Source organism: Dactylosporangium sp. NPDC051484 (genome assembly GCF_040689395.1).
Lineage (GTDB): Bacteria > Actinomycetota > Actinomycetes > Mycobacteriales > Micromonosporaceae > Dactylosporangium.
In genome coordinates this window covers 94385-115964 of record NZ_JBFAZX010000018.1, presented here as the reverse complement: position 1 = coordinate 115964, position 21580 = coordinate 94385, and the positions used below count along the sequence as shown (strand labels likewise).

The 21580-nt window shown below is 70.9% G+C and carries 17 protein-coding genes; 2 read left to right on the top strand and 15 right to left on the bottom strand.

Annotated features, from left to right (window positions below):
- The 10 genes from AB0367_RS25915 to AB0367_RS25870 form a co-directional block, all read right to left on the bottom strand.
- Positions 1 to 816: a shikimate dehydrogenase gene (locus AB0367_RS25915; RefSeq protein ID WP_366229004.1), complete on the bottom strand. Its 816-nt coding sequence runs from the start codon at positions 814 to 816 to the stop codon at positions 1 to 3.
- Positions 816 to 2006, bottom strand: coding sequence for an endolytic transglycosylase MltG (gene mltG / locus AB0367_RS25910; RefSeq protein ID WP_366229003.1), 1191 nt, complete (start codon positions 2004 to 2006; stop codon positions 816 to 818). Before mltG ends, AB0367_RS25915 begins: the two co-directional genes overlap by 1 nt.
- Positions 2007 to 2027: 21 nt before the next feature.
- The gene (gene ruvX / locus AB0367_RS25905; RefSeq protein ID WP_366229002.1) at positions 2028 to 2501 is read right to left on the bottom strand and encodes a Holliday junction resolvase RuvX; all 474 of its coding nucleotides are present in this window, start codon (positions 2499 to 2501) and stop codon (positions 2028 to 2030) included.
- A 240-nt stretch (positions 2502 to 2741) separates the two neighbouring features.
- Entirely contained in the window at positions 2742 to 5402 is a 2661-nt protein-coding gene (gene alaS / locus AB0367_RS25900; protein ID WP_366229001.1) for an alanine--tRNA ligase, read from the bottom strand.
- On the bottom strand, positions 5399 to 5665 hold the full coding sequence (locus tag AB0367_RS25895) for a hypothetical protein (RefSeq protein ID WP_366229000.1): 267 nt from the start codon (positions 5663 to 5665) through the stop codon (positions 5399 to 5401). Before AB0367_RS25895 ends, alaS begins: the two co-directional genes overlap by 4 nt.
- A 37-nt stretch (positions 5666 to 5702) precedes the next feature.
- Positions 5703 to 6149: a DUF948 domain-containing protein gene (locus AB0367_RS25890; RefSeq protein ID WP_366229034.1), complete on the bottom strand. Its 447-nt coding sequence runs from the start codon at positions 6147 to 6149 to the stop codon at positions 5703 to 5705.
- A gap of 418 nt (positions 6150 to 6567) precedes the next feature.
- Positions 6568 to 7311 carry a hypothetical protein gene (locus AB0367_RS25885; protein ID WP_366228998.1) on the bottom strand — a complete coding sequence of 248 codons (744 nt, stop codon included), beginning with the start codon at positions 7309 to 7311 and terminating at the stop codon, positions 6568 to 6570.
- 1745 nt (positions 7312 to 9056) lie between these two features.
- Positions 9057 to 10451: a replication-associated recombination protein A gene (locus AB0367_RS25880; RefSeq protein WP_366229033.1), complete on the bottom strand. Its 1395-nt coding sequence runs from the start codon at positions 10449 to 10451 to the stop codon at positions 9057 to 9059.
- 133 nt (positions 10452 to 10584) lie between these two features.
- Positions 10585 to 11910, bottom strand: coding sequence for a histidine--tRNA ligase (gene hisS / locus AB0367_RS25875; RefSeq protein WP_366228997.1), 1326 nt, complete (start codon positions 11908 to 11910; stop codon positions 10585 to 10587).
- 6 nt (positions 11911 to 11916) lie between these two features.
- Positions 11917 to 12612, bottom strand: coding sequence for an MBL fold metallo-hydrolase (locus AB0367_RS25870; protein ID WP_366228996.1), 696 nt, complete (start codon positions 12610 to 12612; stop codon positions 11917 to 11919).
- A gap of 169 nt (positions 12613 to 12781) precedes the next feature.
- On the opposite strand from AB0367_RS25870, the gene AB0367_RS25865 reads away from it, so the two are divergent.
- Positions 12782 to 13708: a peptidylprolyl isomerase gene (locus AB0367_RS25865; RefSeq protein ID WP_366228995.1), complete on the top strand. Its 927-nt coding sequence runs from the start codon at positions 12782 to 12784 to the stop codon at positions 13706 to 13708.
- Between the two features lie 53 nt (positions 13709 to 13761).
- Positions 13762 to 14631 carry a peptidylprolyl isomerase gene (locus AB0367_RS25860; RefSeq protein WP_366228994.1) on the top strand — a complete coding sequence of 290 codons (870 nt, stop codon included), beginning with the start codon at positions 13762 to 13764 and terminating at the stop codon, positions 14629 to 14631.
- Positions 14632 to 14713: 82 nt separating this feature from the next.
- On the opposite strand, the gene AB0367_RS25855 is transcribed toward AB0367_RS25860, so the two are convergent.
- From AB0367_RS25855 to yajC, 5 genes are all read right to left on the bottom strand, one after another.
- A complete protein-coding gene (locus tag AB0367_RS25855) occupies positions 14714 to 17311 on the bottom strand; it encodes a bifunctional (p)ppGpp synthetase/guanosine-3',5'-bis(diphosphate) 3'-pyrophosphohydrolase (protein WP_366228993.1) in 2598 nt (865 codons plus the stop codon).
- Between the two features lie 43 nt (positions 17312 to 17354).
- On the bottom strand, positions 17355 to 17909 hold the full coding sequence (locus AB0367_RS25850) for an adenine phosphoribosyltransferase (protein ID WP_366228992.1): 555 nt from the start codon (positions 17907 to 17909) through the stop codon (positions 17355 to 17357).
- 64 nt (positions 17910 to 17973) lie between these two features.
- On the bottom strand, positions 17974 to 19140 hold the full coding sequence (gene secF, locus AB0367_RS25845; RefSeq protein WP_366228991.1) for a protein translocase subunit SecF: 1167 nt from the start codon (positions 19138 to 19140) through the stop codon (positions 17974 to 17976).
- A 2-nt stretch (positions 19141 to 19142) separates the two neighbouring features.
- Complete coding sequence (gene secD, locus AB0367_RS25840) at positions 19143 to 20990, bottom strand: protein translocase subunit SecD (protein WP_366228990.1); 1848 nt, start codon at positions 20988 to 20990, stop codon at positions 19143 to 19145.
- Between the two features lie 79 nt (positions 20991 to 21069).
- Positions 21070 to 21414 (bottom strand): preprotein translocase subunit YajC, encoded by a 345-nt coding sequence (yajC, locus tag AB0367_RS25835; RefSeq protein WP_366228989.1) that lies wholly within the window; start codon positions 21412 to 21414, stop codon positions 21070 to 21072.
- Positions 21415 to 21580: the final 166 nt, after the last annotated feature.

The window sequence follows — 21580 nt, the reverse complement described above, 5'->3', positions numbered from 1 at the left end:
TCAGTCTGTCACGCGGGCCGCACCCGGCCCGGACAGGGCCGCACGCATCTCACCCACTGGCGCATTGACCCCGGTGAAGAGCTCGAACTGGTCCACGGCCTGCCACAGCAGCAGATCGAGGCCGGACACGATCGGGCATCCGGCCGCGTGTGCCGCCGCCGCGAGCGGTGTCGGCCAGGGGTCGTAGATCGCGTCGAAGACCACCGGGCGGGACGACCAGTCGGCGACCGCCAGGTGGTCGGCGGCCCCCTTCGGTACCGTCGAGATGACCACCGGCGCCGCGGCGGCCTCAACGGCGGCGGCCCACGGCGCCGCGGTGAGCTCGACGTCGAGGGCCTCGGCGACCGGGCGCAGTTCCTCGGCCGCCTCCGGCCGCCGGGTGTAGACGGTCACGTCGGCGGCCAGGCTCGCCGCCGCGGCGATCGCCGCCCGGGCCGTGCCGCCCGCGCCGAGCAGCGCCAGCCGCGGCGTCCGCGGCACGCCCGCCTCCAGCAGTGCGCGGACCATGCCGGGAGCATCGGTGTTGTACGCGTGCCAGCCATACGGCCGGCGCACCAGCGTGTTGGCCGCGCCGATCGCCGCCGCGAAGGGGTCGACGAGTGCCGCGACCTTCAGCGCCACCTCCTTGAGCGGCATGGTCAGCGACAGCCCGGCCCACTCCGGCCCGAATGAGCCGACCAGCCCCGCGAGGTCCTCCTCGCCGCACTCGATCGCCGTGTACGCCCAGCCGGTCAGCCCCGCCGCCGCATAGCCCGCGTTGTGGATCGCCGGTGAGCGCGAGTGGCTCACCGGCTTGCCGAGCACCGCGGCACGCATCACTTCACGCCGTTCTTCTGCGCCTGATCCCACAGCTTCTGAAACTCCGGGTACGTCTTGGCATACGCGGTGTCGCCGGCCGTGTTGATGGCCAGGAAGAAGTAGTAGTCGCTCTTCGGCGGGTTCACGGCCGCGCTCAGCGCGCTGGTGCCCGGGTTGCTGATCGGCCCGATCGGCATGCCCGCCACGTCGTGCGTGTTGTACGGATTGTTCTTGTTGTGCAGCTCGGACATCAGCAGCTCGGTCGAGGGCTTGGCGCCCTTGCCGGTGATGCGCAGGTAGTAGTTGACCGTGCTGTCCACCTGCAGGCAGTTGCACGGGAACTTGTTGCTGTAGACGCGGTTGTACAGCACGCGCACGATGCCCGGCTGGTCCTTGTCGAGCCCCTCGACCTGCGCGATCGACGACGCGACCAGAGCCTCGAACGGCGAGATGTGCAGGTTGGCCTGCACCCCGTCGATGAACCCGATCTTGTCGATCTCCTGGTTGAACCGCGCGACGATCAGCTTGAGCACGCCGACGGCGTCGACGTTGGGCGGGAAGTCGTAGGTGGCCGGGAACAGGAAGCCCTCGATCCCGGGATCGCGCTGCTTGCCGTCCTGGCGCGTGTACCAGACGTCGCCGACGCCGAGCGCCTTCGGGTCCTTCGCGGCCTTCTCGAAGTCCTCGTAGGGCAGCTTCGTCGCCTCGGCCAGCTTCTTGAACGAGTCCTGCCAGGTCAGGCCCTCGGGCAGGGTGACCTTGTTGACCTGGCGGCTGCGCGGGTCGAGCATCAGCGACAGCGCGGTGCTGGCCTTCATCTGCTTGCGCATGCTGTAGAAGCCGGGCTGCAGCTTCTTGCTGCGCTCGTCGCTCTTGGCCGCCTCGACGAACGCCTTGGCGCTCTTGACGACGTCCTTCTCCTGCAGCGTGTTGCCGATGTCGGCGGCGCCCTGGCCGGCGATCACCTCGACCGTCACCTGGCCGGTGCCGCCGCCGGTGTAGTCGGGAGCGCTGAAAAGGCCCTGGATCCGGTCGATCCCGGCATAGACTCCGAATGCCAGGCCGCCGAAGACCAGCAGGATGATGGAGAACGCGAGGAAGGTCTTCCCGCCGCTGCCCTTCTTCTTCCTGCTCCTGGCCGGAGGGGAGGCGCGGCGACGGTGACGCGGGCGCCCATCGTCCTCCCAGGCCAGATCGAGCTCGTTCATCTGCACTCTGCCTCCTGGCGCTCAGCCACGAACTGCTCCGGCTCGTCTGGCGTCGAGCCAACCTTGCAGGATCTCCACCGCGGCCGCCTGATCGACGACCGCGCGCTGGCGCCGGCCTCGGACCCCGCGCTCCGACAGCCTACGTGCCGCCGCCGCCGTGGACATCCTCTCGTCCGTCAGCACGACCGGCACCGGCGCCGCATGCTCTGCCAACCGATCCGCGTATTGCCTGATCAGAGCCGCTGCCGGGCCCTCCTTGCCGGCCAGGTTGACCGGCAGGCCGACGACGATCTGCACAGCCTCGTATTCACCGGCATAACGGAGGATTTCGGAAATGTCGGATGGGGTCGCGTCACTGTCCGTGCGCTGATCGCGCGCGACGGTCGCGACCGGACTGGCGAGGATCCCGTCCGGATCACACACGGCGACCCCGATCCGCACCGAACCGACGTCGATGCCCAGTCGGCGGCCCCGTGTCCACTGCTCCTGCCCCACAGGCGCACCCTAGCGGCTGGGGTCACCGTGGTCACAGTCGCGTCGCCCACCCGGCGCCTCCGCCGTCACTCTGCGCACCTCAACCGTCGCCGGTGCGGTACAACCCACTCGACATTCCAGAGAATTCGGATATGCGTCGGGCGACGCCGGCCAGGTCGGCGCGCGATTCGACACACGAAGCGGCCCGCCCGGAGCACCGGACGGGCCGCGACGGCAGGCCTCCTGCGAGGGGCCTTCTCGCTACAGTGCCTTCTCGACCGCCAGCAGCAGGTTGGGGGCCTCGGTGGCCGGGACGCCGCCGCCCTGGGCCAGGTCGGCGTTGCCGCCCCCGCGGCCGGACAGCGCGCCCTTCACCAGGTCGCCGGCGGACAGGCCGCGCGACTTCCCGGCGCCGTTGACCGCCACGACGAGCGAGGCCTTGCCGCCGGCGCGCGACGTCACGGCGACGACGGCCGGGCGCTCGGCGGGGATGCGGCCACGGATCTCCTGGACCAGCGTGCGCACCTCGTTGGCCGACGTGCCCTCCGGGGCCTCGGTGCCGACGAACGCCACGCCCCGCACGTCGCGGGCCGAGTCGGCCAGGCCGCCGGCGCCCGCCAGGACCAGCTGCGTGCGCAGCTTCTCCAGCTCGCGCTCGGCGTCGCGCAGCTGGGCCACCGTCTGCTCCACGCGGTCGGCGACCTGGTCGCCGGGGACGCGGAAGAGCTCGGCCAGCCGGGAGACCAGCACGTGCTCGCGCGCCAGGTGACCGAAGGCGTCGAGGCCGACGAGGGCCTCGACCCGGCGCACGCCCGAGCCGACCGACGACTCCGAGAGGATCTTCACCAGGCCGAGCTGCGAGGAGCGCTCGACGTGGGTGCCGCCGCACAGCTCGCGGGCGTAGTCGCCGACCTCGACGACGCGGACCTCGTCGCCGTACTTCTCGCCGAAGAGGGCCATCGCGCCGATCTTGCGAGCCTCGTCCTGCGACGTGATGAACGCGTGCACGAGGAGGTCGCGCAGCAGCACCTCGTTGACCTGCTGCTCGACGTCGTGCAGGACGCTCGCCGGCACGGCCGCCGGGGTGTTGAAGTCGAAGCGCAGCCGGCCCGGCGCGTTGAGCGAGCCCGCCTGGGTCGCCGACTCGCCGAGGAAGTTGCGCATCGTCTGGTGGATCAGGTGGGTCGCGGTGTGGGCGCGGGAGACCGCGCGGCGCCGGTCGACGTCGATCTCGGCGAACGCGGTGTCGCCGGAGCGGACCTCGCCGGCCACGACCCGGGCGCGGTGCACGATCAGGCCGGGCAGTGGCGACTGTACGTCGAGGACCTCGACCTTGCCGCCGCCGAGCGTGATGAAGCCCGAGTCGGCGAGCTGGCCGCCGCTCTCGGCGTAGAACGGCGTGGCGTCCAGGACCAGCGACACCTCCTCGCCCTCGCCGGCCGCCGGGGCGCCCAGCAGGGAGCGGACCCGGGTCTCGCGGGAGATCTCGCGGTATCCGGTGAACTCCACCGGGCCGCCGTCCTCCAGCGCGGCCCGGTACACCGAAAGGTCGGCGTGCCCGGTCTTGCGCGCCTTCGCATCGGCCTTGGCGTTGGCCTTCTGCTCGGCCATGAGCCGGCGGAAGCCGTCCTCGTCGACCCGCAGGCCCTGCTCGGCGGCGATCTCCAGGGTCAGGTCGATCGGGAAGCCGTAGGTGTCGTGCAGCTGGAACGCCTTGTCGCCGGCGAGGACCTTGCCCCCCTTGGACTTGGTGTCCGTCATCGCCAGGTCGAGGATCGTCGTGCCGGCGTTGAGGGTCTGCAGGAAGCGCTCCTCCTCGCCGTACGCGTACTGCGAGATCCGGTCGTACTCCGTGGCGACCTCGGGATACGACGGCGCCATGCAGTCGCGGGCGACCGGCAGCAGCAACGGCAGCGACGGCCCTTCCTGCCAGCCGAGCAGGCGCATCGAGCGGATCGCACGGCGCAGGATGCGGCGCAGCACGTAGCCGCGGCCCTCGTTGGACGGGATGACCCCGTCGGAGATCACCATGAGCGCGGTGCGCACGTGGTCGGCGATGACCCGCAGCCGCACGTCATCGGGGTGCGACTCGGCGGCGACGTGGGAGACCGCCTGGCCGTACCGCTTGCCGGTCAGCTCCGCGGCCTTGGCGAGGACCGGCCGGACCTCGTCGATCTCGTACAGGTTGTCGACGCCCTGCAGCAGGGAGGCGATGCGCTCCAGGCCCATGCCGGTGTCGATGTTCTTGTTGGGCAGGTCACCGACGATGTCGAAGACGTCCTTCGACATAACGTTGGTGATCTCGTGCTGCATGAAGACGAGGTTCCAGAACTCCAGGTAGCGGTCCTCGTCGACCTCGGGGCCGCCCTCCTTGCCGTAGGCCGCGCCGCGGTCGTAATACAGCTCGGAGCACGGGCCGGCCGGGCCGGGGATCCCCATCGACCAGAAGTTGTCCTTCTTGCCGCGGCGCACGATGCGCTCGGCGGGCAGGCCGGTGCGCTTCCAGATGTCGATGGCCTCGTCGTCGTCGAGATACACGGTGGCCCAGATCCGGTCCGGGTCCAGCCCGAAGCCGCCCTTGTCGACCGGGTTGGTCGACAGCTCCCAGGCCAGCTTGATGGCGCCTTCCTTGAAGTAGTCGCCGAAGCTGAAGTTGCCGTTCATCTGGAAGAACGTGCCGTGCCGGCTGGTCTTGCCGACCTCGTCGATGTCCGGCGTGCGGATGCACTTCTGCACGCTCGTGGCGCGGTTGTACGGCGGGGTCCGCTGGCCGAGGAAGAACGGCACGAACTGGACCATGCCCGCGTTGATGAACAGCAGGTTGGGGTCATCGACGGCGGGCAGCGGTGCGGAGGGCACCACCGTGTGCCCGTTGGCCTCGAAGTGGGCCAGGAAACGTCGCTTGATCTCCGCGGTTCTCATCCGTGCTGCCGGCCTTCCGGGTATAGGTCTTCGTCCAGGGTCAAGCCATCCGCGAACGCGGCGTGGATCTCGGCCTCGCGCTCCGCCATCCCGTCGCGCACGTCCTCGACGAATTCGCGCACGCCGGCGGCGATGCCGATGGCGGAGTCACGCGCCGACGCCGCGATGCCCTGCGGGGTGAATGCCTGGGCCTTCTTGGCGACCGCCCGGACCACCAACGCCCCGACGGCGAGCCCGATTCCGAGCCACAGCAGACGCCGCATGGCTCAACCTTTCTATCGATTATGGATGGTGAGCGCGTCAGCCCCGCCGGCGACGCTGCCTGACCTGCTCGCGCACCTCGGCCTCGTCCGCCTCGCGGCGCCGGTTCGAGGCGGCCTTGCGCACTCCGTACCCGAACGCGGCGACCTTCACCAGCGGATTGGCCGCGGCGGCGCTGACCACCGTGGACAGGTTCGCAACATTAGCGCTGACGTGCGACACGTTTTCGGTGATCGTGTCGATCCGCGCCAGCTGCATGTTGACGCCGTCGAGAGTCGTGTGGACCTGGCTCAGGGCGGTGTTGACGTTGTCGATCGTGACGTTGACCCGCTCGAGCATCGGCGTGGTCTGGTTGGCGGCGTCGCGCATGGCCACGGTGGCCGCGTCAATCGTGTGTCGCGTCCGCAGGATCGGCACGGCGAGCACCAGCACGAGCACGAAGAACCCACCCGACGCCACCAGCGCCGCGATACCGCCCAGGGACACGGTCACGCCGTTCCTCCTTCACCCGCATTGACCTTCACCCGTGTGGAAGCGCATTCCAACGGAGGAACCCTACCCTCCGTGATGCACCGGCGCGCTTCGACCGGCCGCACGGTGCGCTTTTCGACCATGGCGGCCGTCCATGAAGCCCCTTCTGAGATGGGCGAGCGGCGGCACCGTTCGCCCGGCGCTCGCTTGCTGAGCGCTGTTCTGAACGCCGTTCGCCGGGCCGCGGCACGTTCCCTGAGCCGCGGTGCGGCTTCGCGAACCGCGGCGCGTTGCCCGAACCGCAGCACCGGTTCCGCGAACCACGGCACCGGCTTTCGAAGGCCGGCGGCGACGGCTTCCGAGGTGCCGGCTTTCGCTGGGGCGCGGTGCCGGCTTTCGCTGGGGCGCGGCTCTGCCCGCCCCGGCGGTGGCGTCAGGGGCCGCCGCCCTGGCCCGTGCCTCCCGGGTCGTAGCTGATCCGGTTGAAGACCTTGATCGTCGTCACGGCGAGGGGGCAGATCGCCGACGGGGCGGCCCCCGACGACTCGGCGTCGCCGGGCGGTTGCGCGGACTGCGACACCGAAGGCTGAGCCGACGCGGGCTTCGTGGACGGCTTGCCGCTCGGCGCCTTGCTGCCCGACGGCCCGGGCGCCGGGCTGATCGTCGGCCGCGCGCCCTTGACGTCGCAGACGGCGGCGCGCACCCAGAGGTCGAGGACGTATTCGTCGCGCTGCCAGCACGTCTCGATCCCGTCCACACCCTCGGTCTGGCAGTCCGGGACCTTCCACTCGGCCCACCCGGCGTCGCGCAGCTTGGCGACGAACGCCCGGTTGGTCTCCTCCGGCCCGCGCCCCGACTCCCAGGTCCGCTGTCGTGATCGACACTCGTGAATGCACCACCGGCTGCCCAGTGCCCCGTCGGTCGGGTTGCGGGCCGCCCACTCGGGCAGCTTGAGGTCGTCGAGCTCCACGAACACCGGGTCGCGCGAGAGCTCCCGGATGACGAAGAACGCCGCCGGCGCGCCGACCACGGCGAGCACCACGAAGATGATCGTCGCGAACCGCAGCTGCCGCACCCGCTTGGCCTGCGCCAGCTGGAACAGCCCGAACGGCGCGATCTGCGTCGTGGACTCCCAGTCGACCGCCATCGGCGAGCTGGCGGTGCCCCGGTACGTCACGGGGTTGGGATCGAACCGCGCCAGGTCCACGAACGGCTTGGGCGGCGGCCCGTCCCCGGGGACCCGACCGCCGCCGGGCGACCCCGGCCGCCCGCCAGGTGCCGCCCTCTGACCGGGACCCGGGCCGTGCCCGGGGGGTCCACCGGCGGGGCCGTTCGGACCGGCCGTCGCGGCGCCACCTGGCCGGCCACCGGCAGCACCGGGAACACTGGCGCGGCCACCCCGGACCTCCGCCGCTCGGGCATCCTGCGCACGCGGGTCCGGCACGCGGGACTCGGGACCACGCTGCCCGGAACCGCCACCACGAGGATCACCCGCGCGAGGACCACCGCCGCGGGACTCGGAGACGCGGGACTCCGGGACACGGGGCTCTGGGACGCGGGACTCCGGGACACGGGGCTCTGGGACACGGGGCTCTGGGACACGGGGCTCTGGGACACGAGACTCCGGGACACGAGACTCCGGGACGCGAGACTCCGGGACGCGAGGCACGGGGACATGAGGCTTGGAGACGCGGGACTCGGAGACCTGGGGCTCGGGGACGCGGGGCTCGGGGACACGGGGGCCGGGAACACGGGGGCCCGGGCCCTGGCCGGCGCGGAACCCGGTGGGCTCGTCGGGCTCGGCCGCGCGCCGGCGCCCACCGCCCGTCGCCGGAACACGCGCGGCACCGGACGGGGGAACGCGCCCGCCGGTAGTCGAGTCGGCCTCGCCCTGCCGCGGCTCGGGCAACGCCTGCGCCGCCCGCCGCCCGCCGGTGGGCGGCTCCTGATCGGATTCCGGCGCACGCCGGCGCCCGCCCGCCCCGCCCCCCTGTGCAGTGCCGGCGGCCTCCCAGACCACTGCCTCCCAGGCCTCGGCATCCTCGCGCGCGGCCCGCCGCCCCCGCGAGGGCGACTCACGCCACGGCTCGGCCGGCGTCGTCGGGCGGGAGCCCGAGGTCGACTCTCGCGCCTCCTCACGCGGCGCACGCCAGGCCTGTGTCGGCTCCGGCGCCGGCGGCGCGACGGGGGGCTGCGGCGCGACGGGGGGCTGCGGCGCGACGGGGGCCGGCGGACCCGCAGGCGCGGCAGGCGCGGCAGGCGCGGCCGGTGTCGCCGGCCGCGAACCCGACGGCGACTCACGGACCGCGTCGCGCAGCGCCCGCCAGTCCGTCGCCGGCCCGGCGGGCCCGGAAGAGCCAGGAGGCCCAGCCGGCGCGACGGGGGCGGCGGCTGTCGCTCGCGCCGGCCCGGCGGACGCAGCCGCTGCGGCGGGCTTGGCAGGTGTTGCCGGCCGCGAACCGGAGGCCGACTCCCGCGCACCCCCACGCGGCGCACGCCAGGCCTGTGTCGGCTCGGCGGGCGGCACAGGCTGCCCCGAAGGCGGCGGCGAAGGGGGCACCGCACGCGACCCAGCCGCGGGAACCGCGCGTGACCCTGTCGGCGGCACAGCGCGTGGCCCTGTCGGCGGCACCGCGCGCGGGGCCGAGGGAGGCACCGAGGCCGTGACCGGGGACGATCGCGGCGGGATGGGCGGCGACGCGGCGACGTCGCCGCGTGGCTGTGGTGCTGCCGTCCGGCGCGGGTTCATCTGATCGAGGACGTCGCCGGGCGCGGGCGGGCCGCCGAACGTGCCGAGGTCGTCGTCGCCGGGTGCGCTGCCCGCGTTACGCAGCTCCGCCAGCCAGCCGAGGTCCTCGTCGCTCGGGCCTTGTTCGGCCTTGCCGCGGCCGCGCCGCTTCTTGGCCTCGTCCCGACCCGATGTCACCGGTGCCGCTCCTCCACCATGCCGTTTGGTTGCGAACCGTCACCCGCCTCGGCGGGCGCTGCGGTCCCCCGCACGATACGCCGTAGTTTGGGCAATCGTTCCGCCACCGCGCGCTCAGCGCCATGGCCGGTCGGGCGGTAGTACTCCCGGTTGTCGAGCCCTTCCGGCGCGTACTGCTGCTGCACCACGCCCCGGGGGTCGTCGTGCGGGTATTTGTACCCCTTCCCGTGCCCGACCCGGCTCGCCCCCTTGTAGTGCGAATCGCGTAAATGCGCGGGAACTGCACCGCCGACCCCGGCCCGCACGTCGGCCATCGCGGCGCCGATGGCGGCGACCACCGCGTTGGACTTCGGGGCGAGCGCGAGGTGGATCACGGCCTGGGCGAGGACGATCTGCACCTCGGGCAGGCCGACGTACTCCACAGCGTGCGCGGCCGCGGTCGCGATCGGCAACGCGGTCGGGTCGGCCATGCCGATGTCCTCGCTGGCGGAGATGACCAGGCGCCGGGCGATGAACCGGGCGTCCTCCCCGGCGGTGATCATCCGGGCCAGGTAGTGCAGTGCGGCGTCGGCGTCGGAACCGCGGATGCTCTTGATGAACGCGCTGACCACGTCGTAGTGCTCGTCGCCGTCGCGGTCGTAGCGCAGCGCGGCCACGTCGACCGCCTTCTCCGCGGTCGCCAGGTCGACGGCGGGAATCCGCTGCGCGAGCGCGGCGCCCGCGGCCGCCTCGAGCGCCGTGAGGGCCTTGCGGACGTCGCCGCGGGCCAGGCGTACCAGATGCGCCTCCGCGTCCTCGTCGAGCGCCACGGCGCCGTCGAGCCCGCGCGCGTCCGTGACCGCGCGGCGCAGGAGCGCGCGCACGTCGTCGTCGGTGAGCGGCTGCAGCGTGAGCAGCACACAGCGCGACAGCAGTGGCGAGATGACCGAGAAGTACGGATTCTCGGTGGTGGCCGCGAGCAGCGTCACGGTCCGGTCCTCGACGGCGGCCAGCAGCGAGTCCTGCTGCGTCTTGCTGAACCGGTGCACCTCGTCGATGAACAGCACGGTCGGCGGGCCGCCACGGCGGCGCTCCCGGCGGGCGGTGTCGATGACCGCGCGCACGTCCTTCACCCCGGCCGACAGCGCGGACAGTGCCACGAAACGCCGGTCGGTCGCGCCGGCGACCAGGTGGGCGATGGTGGTCTTGCCCGAGCCCGGCGGGCCCCACAGGATCACCGACATCGGCGAGGCGCCGCCGACGAGCTGGCGCAGCGGCGCGCCGGGCGCCAGCAGGTGCTGCTGGCCGACCAGCTCGTCGAGGCTGACCGGGCGCATCCGCACCGCGAGCGGCGAGTCCGCCGCCACGTCGGTGAAGTCACCGGTGACGGCTGGGCCCCCTGCGGAAGGCACCTCGACGTCACCGGACGGTTGAACCTCAAACAAGCCGTCCACGGCCCCCGACCCTACAAGTCCGGATCTCAGTTCGAGCGCTCGACCGGGACCGTACTGCGGGCCGTGGAGGTGTGGCCCGGGCCCCGTTCTCTCACCGCAGGATCGGCGCCAGGTCGTGGGCCGGAGGGGTCCACCCGGTGCTGGACGCGGCCACCTGCTCGCCCGAGCGGATGTCCTTGACCTGATCGCCGCCCTCGGCCGAGGCGCCGGCCGGGAACCAGACATACGGGATCCCGCGTCGCTCCGCGTATTTGATCTGCTTGCCCAGCTTCGCCGGCACGGGTGCCACCTCGGTGGCGATCCCGCGGGCGCGCAGGTCGGCGGCGATGCGGTTGCTGGCGGCCCGGTCCTGCTCGCTCCACAGCGCCACGAGCACCGCCGTCGGCGTCGGGCGGCTCACCGCGAGCGCGTCGTTGTCGAAGAGCAACCCCAGCAGGCGCGACACGCCGATGGAGATGCCGACGCCGGGGAAGACGTCCTTCCCGGCGCTGGCCAGGTTATCGTACCGGCCGCCGGAGCAGATGGAGCCGTACTGCTCGTAACCGGCCAGCTCCGTCTCGTACACGGTGCCGGTGTAGTAGTCCAGGCCGCGGGCGATCTTCAGGGTCGCCTCGACCAGGCCGGGCGAGTGCTCGCGGGCGGTCTCCACCACCGCGGCGAGCTCGGCAACGCCCTCGTCCAGCAGCGGGTGCTCGACGCCGAGCGCGCGCACGGCGTCGGCGAACGAGGCGTCCTGAGCGCGGATCTCGGCCAGCGCGAGACACGCCTTGGCCTGTGCCTCACTGCCGCCGGCCTGCAGGATCAGCTGGGTCACGGCGTTCGGGCCGATCTTGTCCAGCTTGTCGATGATCCTCAGGATCTCCTCGGGATCCTCCAGGCCCAGGCCGCGGTAGAAGCCCTCGCAGAGCTTGCGGTTGTTGACCATGATCCGGACGGACGGAATCGGCAGCGAGCGCAGCGCGTCGCCGATGACCAGTGGGATCTCGGCCTCGTAGTGGGGCGGAAGGGTGTCCCGGTCGACGATGTCGATGTCGGCCTGCAGAAACTCGCGGTAGCGTCCGGCCTGCGGCTTCTCACCCCGCCATACTTTCTGGATCTGGTACCGCCGGAAGGGAAACTGCAGCTTACCGGCATTTTCAAGCACATAGCGGGCAAACGGAACGGTCAGGTCGAAGTGCAACCCCAGGCTCTGCTCGTCGTCGCCTTCGGCGGCCTGGAGCCGGCGCAGGGTGTACACCTCCTTGGAGGTCTCCCCCTTGCGCAGCAGCTGGTCGAGCGGCTCGACCGCCCGGGTCTCCAGCGGCGAGAAGCCGTAGAGCTCGAACGTGCGGCGAAGCCGGTCGAGCACCTGCTGCTCGGCGAGGCGCTGGGCGGGCAGCCACTCCGGGAAGCCGGACAGCGGCGTGGGTCGGGTCATGGATCTCTACCAGCCTTTACGCGGCGCCTCGAGCGCCTCACGAAGGTACGGATTGCGGGCCCGCTCGCGCCCGATGGTCGTCTCGGGGCCGTGGCCGGGCAGGACGATCGTGTCGTCGGGCAGCGTGAGCACCTTGTCGCGCAGGCTCGCCAGCATCTGCTGCATGTTCCCGCCGGGCAGGTCGGTCCGGCCGATCGAGTCGCGGAAGAGCACGTCGCCGGAGAAGCACAGCCGTTCGTCGCCCGCCTCGCCGCCGGGCTCGCTGCGGAACATCACCGAGCCGCGGGTGTGCCCGGGCGCGTGGTCGACGACCAGCTCCAGCCCGGCGATCTTGAGCACCAGGCCGTCCTCGAGCGGCGCCACGTCCTCCGGCTCGGTCCAGGTCAGCCGGCCGCCGAACAGCTCAGTGAGGTCGGCGCTGAGGCCCTTGGCCGGGTCGGCGAGCATCCCGGCGTCAGCCGGATGGATGTAGGCGGTGATCCCGCGTGCACCGCAGACCGGGGTCACGGAGAACGTATGGTCGAGGTGGCCGTGGGTGAGCAGGACCGCGGCGGGCTGGAGGCGGTGCTCGGCGAGCACCTCGTCCAGCCGGTCGGCGACCCCGACCCCCGGGTCGATGACCACGCACTGCTCGCCCGGCGCGGGGGCTACCACGAAACAGTTGGTCCCGAACGCCTGGGCGGGGAAACCGGCGACGAGCACGGTGGCGCTCCTCCCTGTCAATGTCCTGCTGAGGTCCAGCTAGACCCTATCCGGAGCTCAGCCACAGCCAACCGTGACCGGGCGGCGACCCGCATTGCGGGTTCTACCCGTACACTCTGGCGGGCGTGTGACGTGGCACCCAAATGTATTTTCCTGGAGGGGAGCACCGGTGGCTTCCAGTAAGAGCCGGCAGCGCGCTCTGGCGCGGGCCAAGACCGAGCGGCAGATCGCCCGGAGGGCGGCCGCGGCGCGGCGCCGCCGCCAGTGGCAGGCGGGGATCGGCAGCGCCGTGGTGCTCGCCTTGCTGGTCGTGGTCGTGATCTGGAAGACCGGCGGCTTCTCCCCGGCCCCGGTCAGAGCCTCCGACTGCGCGTATACCCCCGTGGACCCCGGCAACGGCATCACCGACGTGGGCAGGCCGCCGACGAGTGACGTGGTCAAGAACGGCGTCAAGACCATGACCATCAGCCTCGGCCAGGGCACCGTGACCGCCAAGCTCGACCCGAGCAAGGCGCCGTGCACGGTCAACAGCATCAGCTACCTGGCGAGCAAGAAGTTCTTCGACAACACCACCTGCCATCGGCTCACCGACTCGATCCTGCAGTGTGGCGACCCGTCGGGCACCGGCAGCGGCGGTCCCGCCTACCGCTTCCCGAACGAGAACGTGCCGTCACCGCTGGAGCCGTCGGCCGACCCGAGCGCCCCGGCGTCCGCCGATCCGGCCCCGGCCAGCGGCAACGCGCTGTTCCCGATCGGCACCCTCGCGATGGCACACTCGTCGCAGCCGGACAGCAACAGCAGCCAGTTCTTCCTGGTCTTCAAGGACGTGCAGTACCCGGCCGACTACACGATCTTCGGCACCATCACGGGCGGCCTGGACGTGCTGCAGAAGATCGGCGCCGCGGGCAACGACGGCTCCATCCAGGCCGGCGGTGGCAAGCCCAACCAGGAGGTGAAGATCAGCTCGCTGACCGTCACCGACATCGCTCCCGCCGAGACCGCCCCGGAGCCTGCCCCGTCGGCCAGCGCCTCCACGTCGGCGTCGGCGTCCGCCTCGGCCGCCCCCTCAGCCAGCGGTTCCAGCAGCAAGTCGTAAGTCGACACGATCGATTTGAGCCCCTATTTCCTGTTGAGCAAGGAGTTACAACCGTGACCACCAACCGGGACCGTCAACGCGCCGCGGCGCGTGTGCGGCTGGAGCGGGAGATGGCCGTACGCGCCGAACAGTCCCGGGTCCGGCGGCGCCGAAACACGACGATCGCCGCCGGGACCGGCGCCCTGATCGTCCTGCTCGCCGCGGCCTGGGTGGTGGTCGCCCTGACCAGCGACAACGGCAAGCAGAACGAGGCCGCCGCCGAGCCGTCCCCTTCGGCCACTGCGACGCACTGCGACTGGCTGCCGATGGTCGACCCGAGCGCCAGCGCGTCGGCGGACCCGGAGGTCGCGAAGAACATCAAGGACGTCGGCAAGCCCCCGGCGACCGGTGAGGCGCGCACCGGCTCCCAGACGATGACGCTGGACACGAGCGTCGGCACGATCAAGGTCGACGTCGACACCGCGCACGCACCCTGCACCGCGGCGAGTTTCACGTATCTGGCCAGCAAGAAGTTCTTCGACGACTCGATCTGCCACCGCCTGGTCCTGCAGAACGTCTACGTGCTGCAGTGCGGCGACCCGTTCGCCAGCGGCTACGGCGGCCCGTCCTACCGCTTCGCCGAGGAGAACCTGCCGACCGGCAAGCGCCCGGCCTACGGCGAGGGCGTGGTCGCGATGGCCAACAACGGCCAGCCCGCTTCGACCAACAGCCAGTTCTTCATCGTCTACAAGGACATCGCCGAGCTGCCCGCCAACTACACGGTCGTCGGCCGGGTCACCGAGGGCCTCGACCTGGTCAAGAAGGTCGCCGAGGCCGGCGTCGTGGCCGATCCGTCCGCTGAACCGTCGGGCGCCCCGAGCGAGGGCAAGCCGAAGACCGAGGTGCGCATCAAGAGCCTGACGATGAGCGCCCCGACCCCGTAACGAACGGTGCCGAAAGGGGCCGTCGCGGCAATTGCCGCGACGGCCCCTTCGTACATTTCCCCGGCCCCCGGAGAGAGGGTCTTCAGGCCCCGGACGTGACCCGGTAGGCGTCGTAGACCCCGTCGATGCGCCGGACCGCCGCCAGCAGGTGGTTGAGGTGCTTCGGGTCGGCCATCTCGAAGCTGAACCGGCTGATCGCGACCCGGTCGCGCGTGGTGGTCACCGTCGCCGAGAGGATGTTGACCTTCTCGTCGGACAGCACGCGCGTGACGTCGGCGAGCAGCTTGTGCCGGTCGAGGGCCTCCACCTGGATCGCGACCAGGAACGTCGAGGCGCTCGTCGGCTTCCAGCTGACCTCGAGCACCCGCTCCGGCTGCTCCTTGAGGTCCCCCGCGTTGGCGCAGTCGTCGCGGTGCACGCTGACGCCGCCGGAGCGGGTCACGAAGCCGAAGACCGCGTCGCCGGGGACGGGGGTGCAGCAGCGGGCCAGCTTGATCCAGACGTCGTCGACGCCGAGCACCTCGACGCCGGGGTCGGAGGCGGCGGTGCGGGTGCGGGCCGGCCGGGTCGGTATCGCGGTCTCGGCGATGTCCTCGACCGCGCCCTCCTCGCCGCCGTAGCCGGCGACCAGGCGCTGGACGATCGACTGGGCCGAGGCCTGCCCGTCGCCGACGGCGGCATAGAGGGCCGCCACGTCGATCAGGTGCAGCTCGCGGGCGATGGTCATCAGCGACTCGGACGTGAGCAGGCGCTGCAGCGGCAGCCCCTGCTTGCGCATCGCCTTGACGATCGCCTCCTTGCCGGCCTCGATCGCCTCCTCGCGGCGCTCCTTGTTGAAATACTGCCGGATCTTGGTGCGCGCCCGCGGGCTCTTGACGAAGCCCAGCCAGTCCTGGGTGGGGCCGGCCGTCTCGGACTTCGACGTGAAGATCTCGATGACGTCACCGTTGGACAGCGTGCTCTCCAACGGCACGAGCTTGCCGTTGACCCGCGCGCCGATGCACTTGTGCCCGACCTCGGTGTGCACCGCGTAGGCGAAGTCGACCGGGGTCGAGCCGGTGGGCAGCGCGATCACGTCGCCCTTGGGCGTGAAGACATACACCTCCTGGCTGGACAGGTCGAAACGCAGCGCGTCGAGGAACTCGCTCGGGTCGCTCGCCTCCCGCTGCCAGTCCAGCAGCTGGCGCAGCCACGTCATCTCGTCGATGTGCGCCGGCGGCCCGGCGATCGTGGCGTTCTTGGTCTCCTTGTAGCGCCAGTGCGCGGCGATGCCGTATTCCGCGGTGCGATGCATCGCGTAGGTGCGGATCTGCAGCTCGACGGGCTTGCCGGTGGGTCCGATGACCGTCGTGTGCAGCGACTGATACATGTTGAACTTCGGCATGGCGATGTAGTCCTTGAACCGGCCCGGGACGGGCTGCCAGTTCGCGTGGATCACGCCGAGTGCCGCGTAGCAGTCGCGCACCGTGTCGACCAGGATGCGCACGCCGACGAGGTCGTAGATGTCGCCGAAGTCGCGGCCCCGGACGATCATCTTCTGATACACGGAGTAGAGGTGCTTCGGCCGCCCGGTGACCTCCGACTTGATCTTGGCGGCTTTGAGATCGTTGGCGACCTTCTGGGTCACCGTGCGCAGCAGCGAGTCGCGCTGGGGCGTGTGCTCGGCGATGAGCCGGCTGATCTCGTCGAAGCGCTTGGGGAACAGCGTGCGGAACGCCAGGTCCTCCAGCTCCCACTTGATCGTGTTCATGCCCAGCCGGTGCGCCAGCGGCGCCAGGATCTCCAGGGTCTCCTTGGCCTTCTGCTCCTGCTTCGGGCGGGGCAGGAAGGTCAGCGTGCGCATGTTGTGCAGCCGGTCGGCGAGCTTGATCACCAGCACCCGCGGGTCCTTGGCCATGGCCACGACCATCTTGCGGATCGTCTCGGCCTTCGCGGCGTCGCCGAGCTTGACCTTGTCCAGCTTCGTGACGCCGTCGACGAGCAGCGTGACCTCGCCACCGAAGTCGACCTGCATGCGCTCGATCGTGTATTCGGTGTCCTCGATCGTGTCGTGCAGCAGCGCCGCGACCAGCGTCGTGGTGTCCATGCCCAGGTCGGCGAGGATCGTGGCGACGGCGAGCGGGTGCGTGATGTAGGGGTCGCCTGACTTGCGGTATTGCCCCTTGTGGAAGTGCTCGGCCATGTCATACGCCCGCTGCAGCAGCCGCACGTCGGCCTTGGGGTGGCTCGCCTTGTGCTGGGCGATCAGCGGCTCAAGGACCTCGCTGACCGACGGGCTCTGCCAGGGCGCGTTGAAACGGGCCAGCCGGGCGCGCACCCGGCGGCCGGTCGGCGCGGCGCCCACGAAGCCGGCGACGGCTCCGGTCACGCCGCTCGCGACGTCGGTGAGGTCTTCGGTGTCCTCGGCCAGGATCTCCTCGGCCGTGCGGCGCGGGGGCTGCTGGTCGGCGGGCCGATCGGTGGCACGGCGCTGGGGTGTGCCGGAGGGCGCGACAGGGAACCGCAGCACCACGCCACCCGCCTCCGCCGTCTCCGGCGGTGCCGATTCGCGGGCGTCCTGCGGTTCATCCTGCACGTGGTCGACCGTACCCTCAATGGGGGGTGCGATGTCGCCGGTCACCGGCCGCTCCTCATCGCCGACAACGTTCCGAACCGCAAGCTTACCCGGCCTCACCGACATTTCCCGTCAGCGAAAAGGCCCGGAAAGCGGCTCCGAACGCCACTCAGGCTGTCAACAGGGCATGAACCGGGCGCGGCGCGATGCGCGAGCGCCCCTCGAGAAACGCCAGCTCCAGCAGGACGCTGAAGCCGCTGACCTGGCCGCCGGCCCGCTCGACGAGGTCCATGGTGGCCGCGGCCGTGCCGCCGGTGGCGAGCACGTCGTCGACGACCAGGACCCGCTCCCCCGCCATGAACGCGTCGGCGTGGACCTCCAGGATCGCCTCGCCGTACTCCAGGGCGTAGCTCGCCGCCACGGTGGCCCGGGGCAGCTTGCCGGCCTTGCGCACCGGCACCACGCCCTTGCCGGTGGTGTAGGCGATCGCGCCGGCGATCACGAACCCGCGCGCCTCGATCCCGGCCACCACGTCGAAACTGTCCACGCCGTGCTCGGCGACGATCGCGTCGATCGTGGCGGCGAAGGCCGGCCCGTCGGCGAACAGCGGCATCAGGTCCTTGAACACGATGCCCGGCTTCGGAAAGTCCGGCACGTCCAGCACCTTGCTCGCGACCAGCTCAGAGATCTCCACCCGGGTCCCTTCCGAAGTCGGCTCGGACAAGCGCACGGGCGCCGCGACCGCGACGCCCGTGCATCAGTACGACGAATCCACTACCTGAAAACCGCTACCTGCGGCCGCCGGCCCCACCGGGGCGGCCACCGGCGCGCGGTCGCTTGCCCTGGCCGGGCCGCGCCGCCGGGCGGGCGCCCGGACGGGGCGCCGCGCCGGCGAGCTCGGAGCGCTCGGCCGCCTTGGCCGACTCGCCGATCGGCACGCCGTCGCTGTCGCGGGCCACCGTCGAGGCCTTGACCGCCTGCTCCTTGGCCTGCGACGCGCGCTTGGCCTGGACCCGGTTGGCGTGCGCCTGCAGCCGTGGCTCGCGACTCTTGAACTCGGCCAGCACCGGGGTGGCGAAGAAGATCGACGAATACACCGCGAGGCCCATACCGATGAACAGCACCAGGCCGAGGTCCTTCAGCGTGCCGGCGCCCAGCAGGCCCGCGCCGATGAAGAGCAGGCCACCGACGGGCAGCAGCGCGACCAGGCCGGTGTTGATCGAGCGCATCAGGGTCTGGTTGACCGCCAGGTTGGCCGCCTCGGCATACGTCGACGTGCTGGAGCCGGTGATGCCCCGGGTGTTCTCCTGCACCTTGTCGAACACCACGACGACGTCGTAGAGCGCGAAACCAAGAATGGTCAGGAAGCCGATGACGGTCGACGGGGTGACCTCGAAGCCGACGAGCGAATACACGCCGCCAGTGAGCACCAGGTCGAGCAGCAGCGAGGCGATCGCGGCCGCGGCCATCCGCCACTCGAACCGCACGATCAGATACACCAGCACCGCGAAGAGGAAGATCACGAGGCTCAGCGCGGCCTTGTTGGTGACCTGGCCGCCCCACGACGTGCTCACCGCGCTGTCGCTGATCTGCGATACGTCGATGCCGAATTGCTTGGCGACCGACTCCTTGATCTTGTACTGCCGGTCGGCGTCGTTGATCAGCTCGGTCTTGATGACGTACTGGCTGTCACCGATCGTCTGCCCGGTCTTGACCGAGACGCCCGCGTCGGTGAACGCCTTCTCGACCTGCTCCATCGTGCCGACCTTGACCGGCACGTTGTACTGGTTGCCGCCCTCGAACTCGATGCCGAGCGTGAAGCCGCGCAGGAGCATGCTCGCGACCGCGATCACGATCGCGATGCCGGCGACGGTGAACCACAGCTTGCGGCGGCCGACGATGTCGATGCCGGCCTCACCACGGTAAAGCCGGGCTGCGATGCCACTGGCGCTCATCGTCAGGCCTCCTTCGGACGGTTGCGACGGGTGGCGGGCCCGGCGTCGGTCTCGGATCGCTGCTCAAGCACGCGGCCGAGGCCGCTGACTCTCGGTGACAAGAATGCCTTGCTTCGAGCGAAGAGCGTCATGATCGGGTGGCGGAAGAGGAACACGACCACCAGGTCGAGGATCGTGGCCACGCCCAGGGCGAAGGCGAAGCCCTTCACCGAGCCGATCGAGACGAAGTACAGGATGGCCGCCGCCAGCAGCGTGATCGTGTTCGCCGAGATGATCGTGCGGCGGGCCCGGACCCAGGCTCGCGGCACCGCGCTGCGCGGGCTGCGGCCCTCACGGATCTCGTCCTTGAGCCGCTCGAAGTAGATGACGAACGAGTCCGCGGCGACACCGAGCGAGACGATGAACCCGGCGAAGCCGGCGAGGCTCAGCGTGAAGCCGATCCAGCGACCCAGGACGATCAGCGACATGAACACCAGCACGCCGGAGAGCACCAGGCTGAGCATGATGACGGCGCCGAGCAGCCGGTAGTAGAAGAACGAGTAGAGCACGACGAGCAGCAGGCCGATGCCGGCGGCGAGCAGGCCCGCCTCCAGGTGGGAGCTGCCCAGGGTTGCCGAGATGCTCTGCGCGTCCTGCGACTTGAACGACAGCGGCAGGGCGCCGTACTGCAGCTGGCTGGACAGCAGCTGGGCCTCGGTCTTGGTGAAGGTACCGCTGATCTCCGCGTCACCGGGGATGACGTTCTGGATCGTCGGGGCCGACACGACCTGGTTGTCGAGCACCACGGCGACCTGCTTGTTGTCGGTGCCGCCGTTGTACGCCTCGCGGGTCAGATCGGTCCAGCGGTTCTGCCCGGCGCTGCTGAAGGACAGGTTGACCGTCCACCTGCCGCTCTGCGTGTTGATGCCGGAGCTGGCCTTCGACACGTCGGTGCCGAGCACCTTGGCGACGTCGAGCTGGTACTTCGCGCCCTGCCCGCAGGCGACCACGGGCTGCTTCTCGTCGCGGATCGAGCCGACCGGCCGGTGGTCGAGCTTGTCGCAGGTGACGAACGGGATGTCGAACTGCATCGAGGCCGGCAGCACCGCGACCTCTTCCGGCGTCAGGGCCTTGAAGCCCTTGTACAGCTCGGCCTTGCTCGGGTCCTGGTTGACGTCCACCGGGGCCTGCTCGGCGAGCGCGGCGGCCCACACGGTGTCGCCCAGCTTCTTCTGCACCGCCGCGCGCTGCGTGGCGATGTCGGGCGCCACGCTCTCCGACGGCGTGGCGGAGGCGGCAGCGGCGGCGCTGGAGCCCGACGGGGTCGCCGACGGCGCGGCCGAGGAGCCGGACGGAGTCGCGGACGGCGAGGCCGAGCCCGAGTGCGAGGCCGACGCCGCCGGCGAGGCGGAGCCGGACGTGGGGGCGGACGGCGAGGCCGACGGCGATGCCGAGGGGTCGATCGCGCCGTAGTCCTTCGTCTCCTGCAGCACCTTGCGGAAGCGCAGCTCCGCGGTCTGCCCGATCTGCTTGAGCCGGTCGTCGCTCTTGCCCGGCAGGGAGACGACGATGTTGCTGCTGCCCTCGACCACGACCTCGGCCTCGGCGACGCCCAGGCCGTTGACACGCTGATCGATGATGCGGCGTGCGGTCTCCATCTGGGCCTTGGTGGGGGGCTTGTTTCCCTCCAGGTTCTGGGCCTGCAGCGTGACCGTGGTCCCGCCGATCAGATCAAGGCCGAGTTTCGGCTCGAGCCGGTCACGCCATCCGCCCGAGCCGCCGAACCATACAATGGCGGCCAGCACGATGAAGATGGCGGCAAGCACGGCGAGCTGGCGGCTCGGGCGCATCGGTGCCTGAGGTTGTGCCACGGCTGTCGGTCTCCCTACACGACGCCGGCGGGGTCCGCGCGGCGTGAATGTTTCACAGAGCGGGCTTGCGAGCGGGCTTTCAGTCGGTGTCCGCGGTCCCGGCGGACCCCTCCTCGGAGGCGGCGTCTTCTTCGACGGGCGCCTTCCGGTTGACCTTGCCGATGGCGGCGCGGGCGTACTTGGAGGTGACGCCCGGCGAGATCTCCAGCAGCACGGTGTCGTCGGAGACCTCCACCACGGTGCCGTACAGCCCCCCGACGGTCACCACCTCATCACCGACGCCCATCGAGGACTGCATGCTCTCGACCTCGCGGCGGCGCTTCTGCTGCGGACGGATCATGAGGAAATAGACAAAAGCAGCAAAGGCGACGACGACGAGAAGCGGAAGTGCGCTGCCGCCCGAGCTTTCCGCGGCGTAATACACGATTGGTGGCCTTCCCTGTCGAGGTATCTGATATCCGCGCAGCGGATCGCGGCGAGTCTAGTCGGTGTGTCGGACACCACGTAAACCGGCGTCCGTCACAAATCCCAGTCCGGCTCGATGAGCCTCGCCATTTCGACCCGGGCCTGGCACCGATCACGACAGGCCA

Coding starts and splice junctions, on each gene's coding strand:
- secF (WP_366228991.1), bottom strand. CDS start 19,140: ATGAGCGCCAGTGGCATCGCAGCCCGGCTTTACCGTGGTGAGGCCGGC.
- AB0367_RS25915 (WP_366229004.1), bottom strand. CDS start 816: ATGCGTGCCGCGGTGCTCGGCAAGCCGGTGAGCCACTCGCGCTCACCG.
- hisS (WP_366228997.1), bottom strand. CDS start 11,910: ATGACCCGACCCACGCCGCTGTCCGGCTTCCCGGAGTGGCTGCCCGCC.
- AB0367_RS25855 (WP_366228993.1), bottom strand. CDS start 17,311: ATGTCGGTGAGGCCGGGTAAGCTTGCGGTTCGGAACGTTGTCGGCGAT.
- alaS (WP_366229001.1), bottom strand. CDS start 5,402: ATGAGAACCGCGGAGATCAAGCGACGTTTCCTGGCCCACTTCGAGGCC.
- mltG (WP_366229003.1), bottom strand. CDS start 2,006: ATGAACGAGCTCGATCTGGCCTGGGAGGACGATGGGCGCCCGCGTCAC.
- AB0367_RS25895 (WP_366229000.1), bottom strand. CDS start 5,665: ATGCGGCGTCTGCTGTGGCTCGGAATCGGGCTCGCCGTCGGGGCGTTG.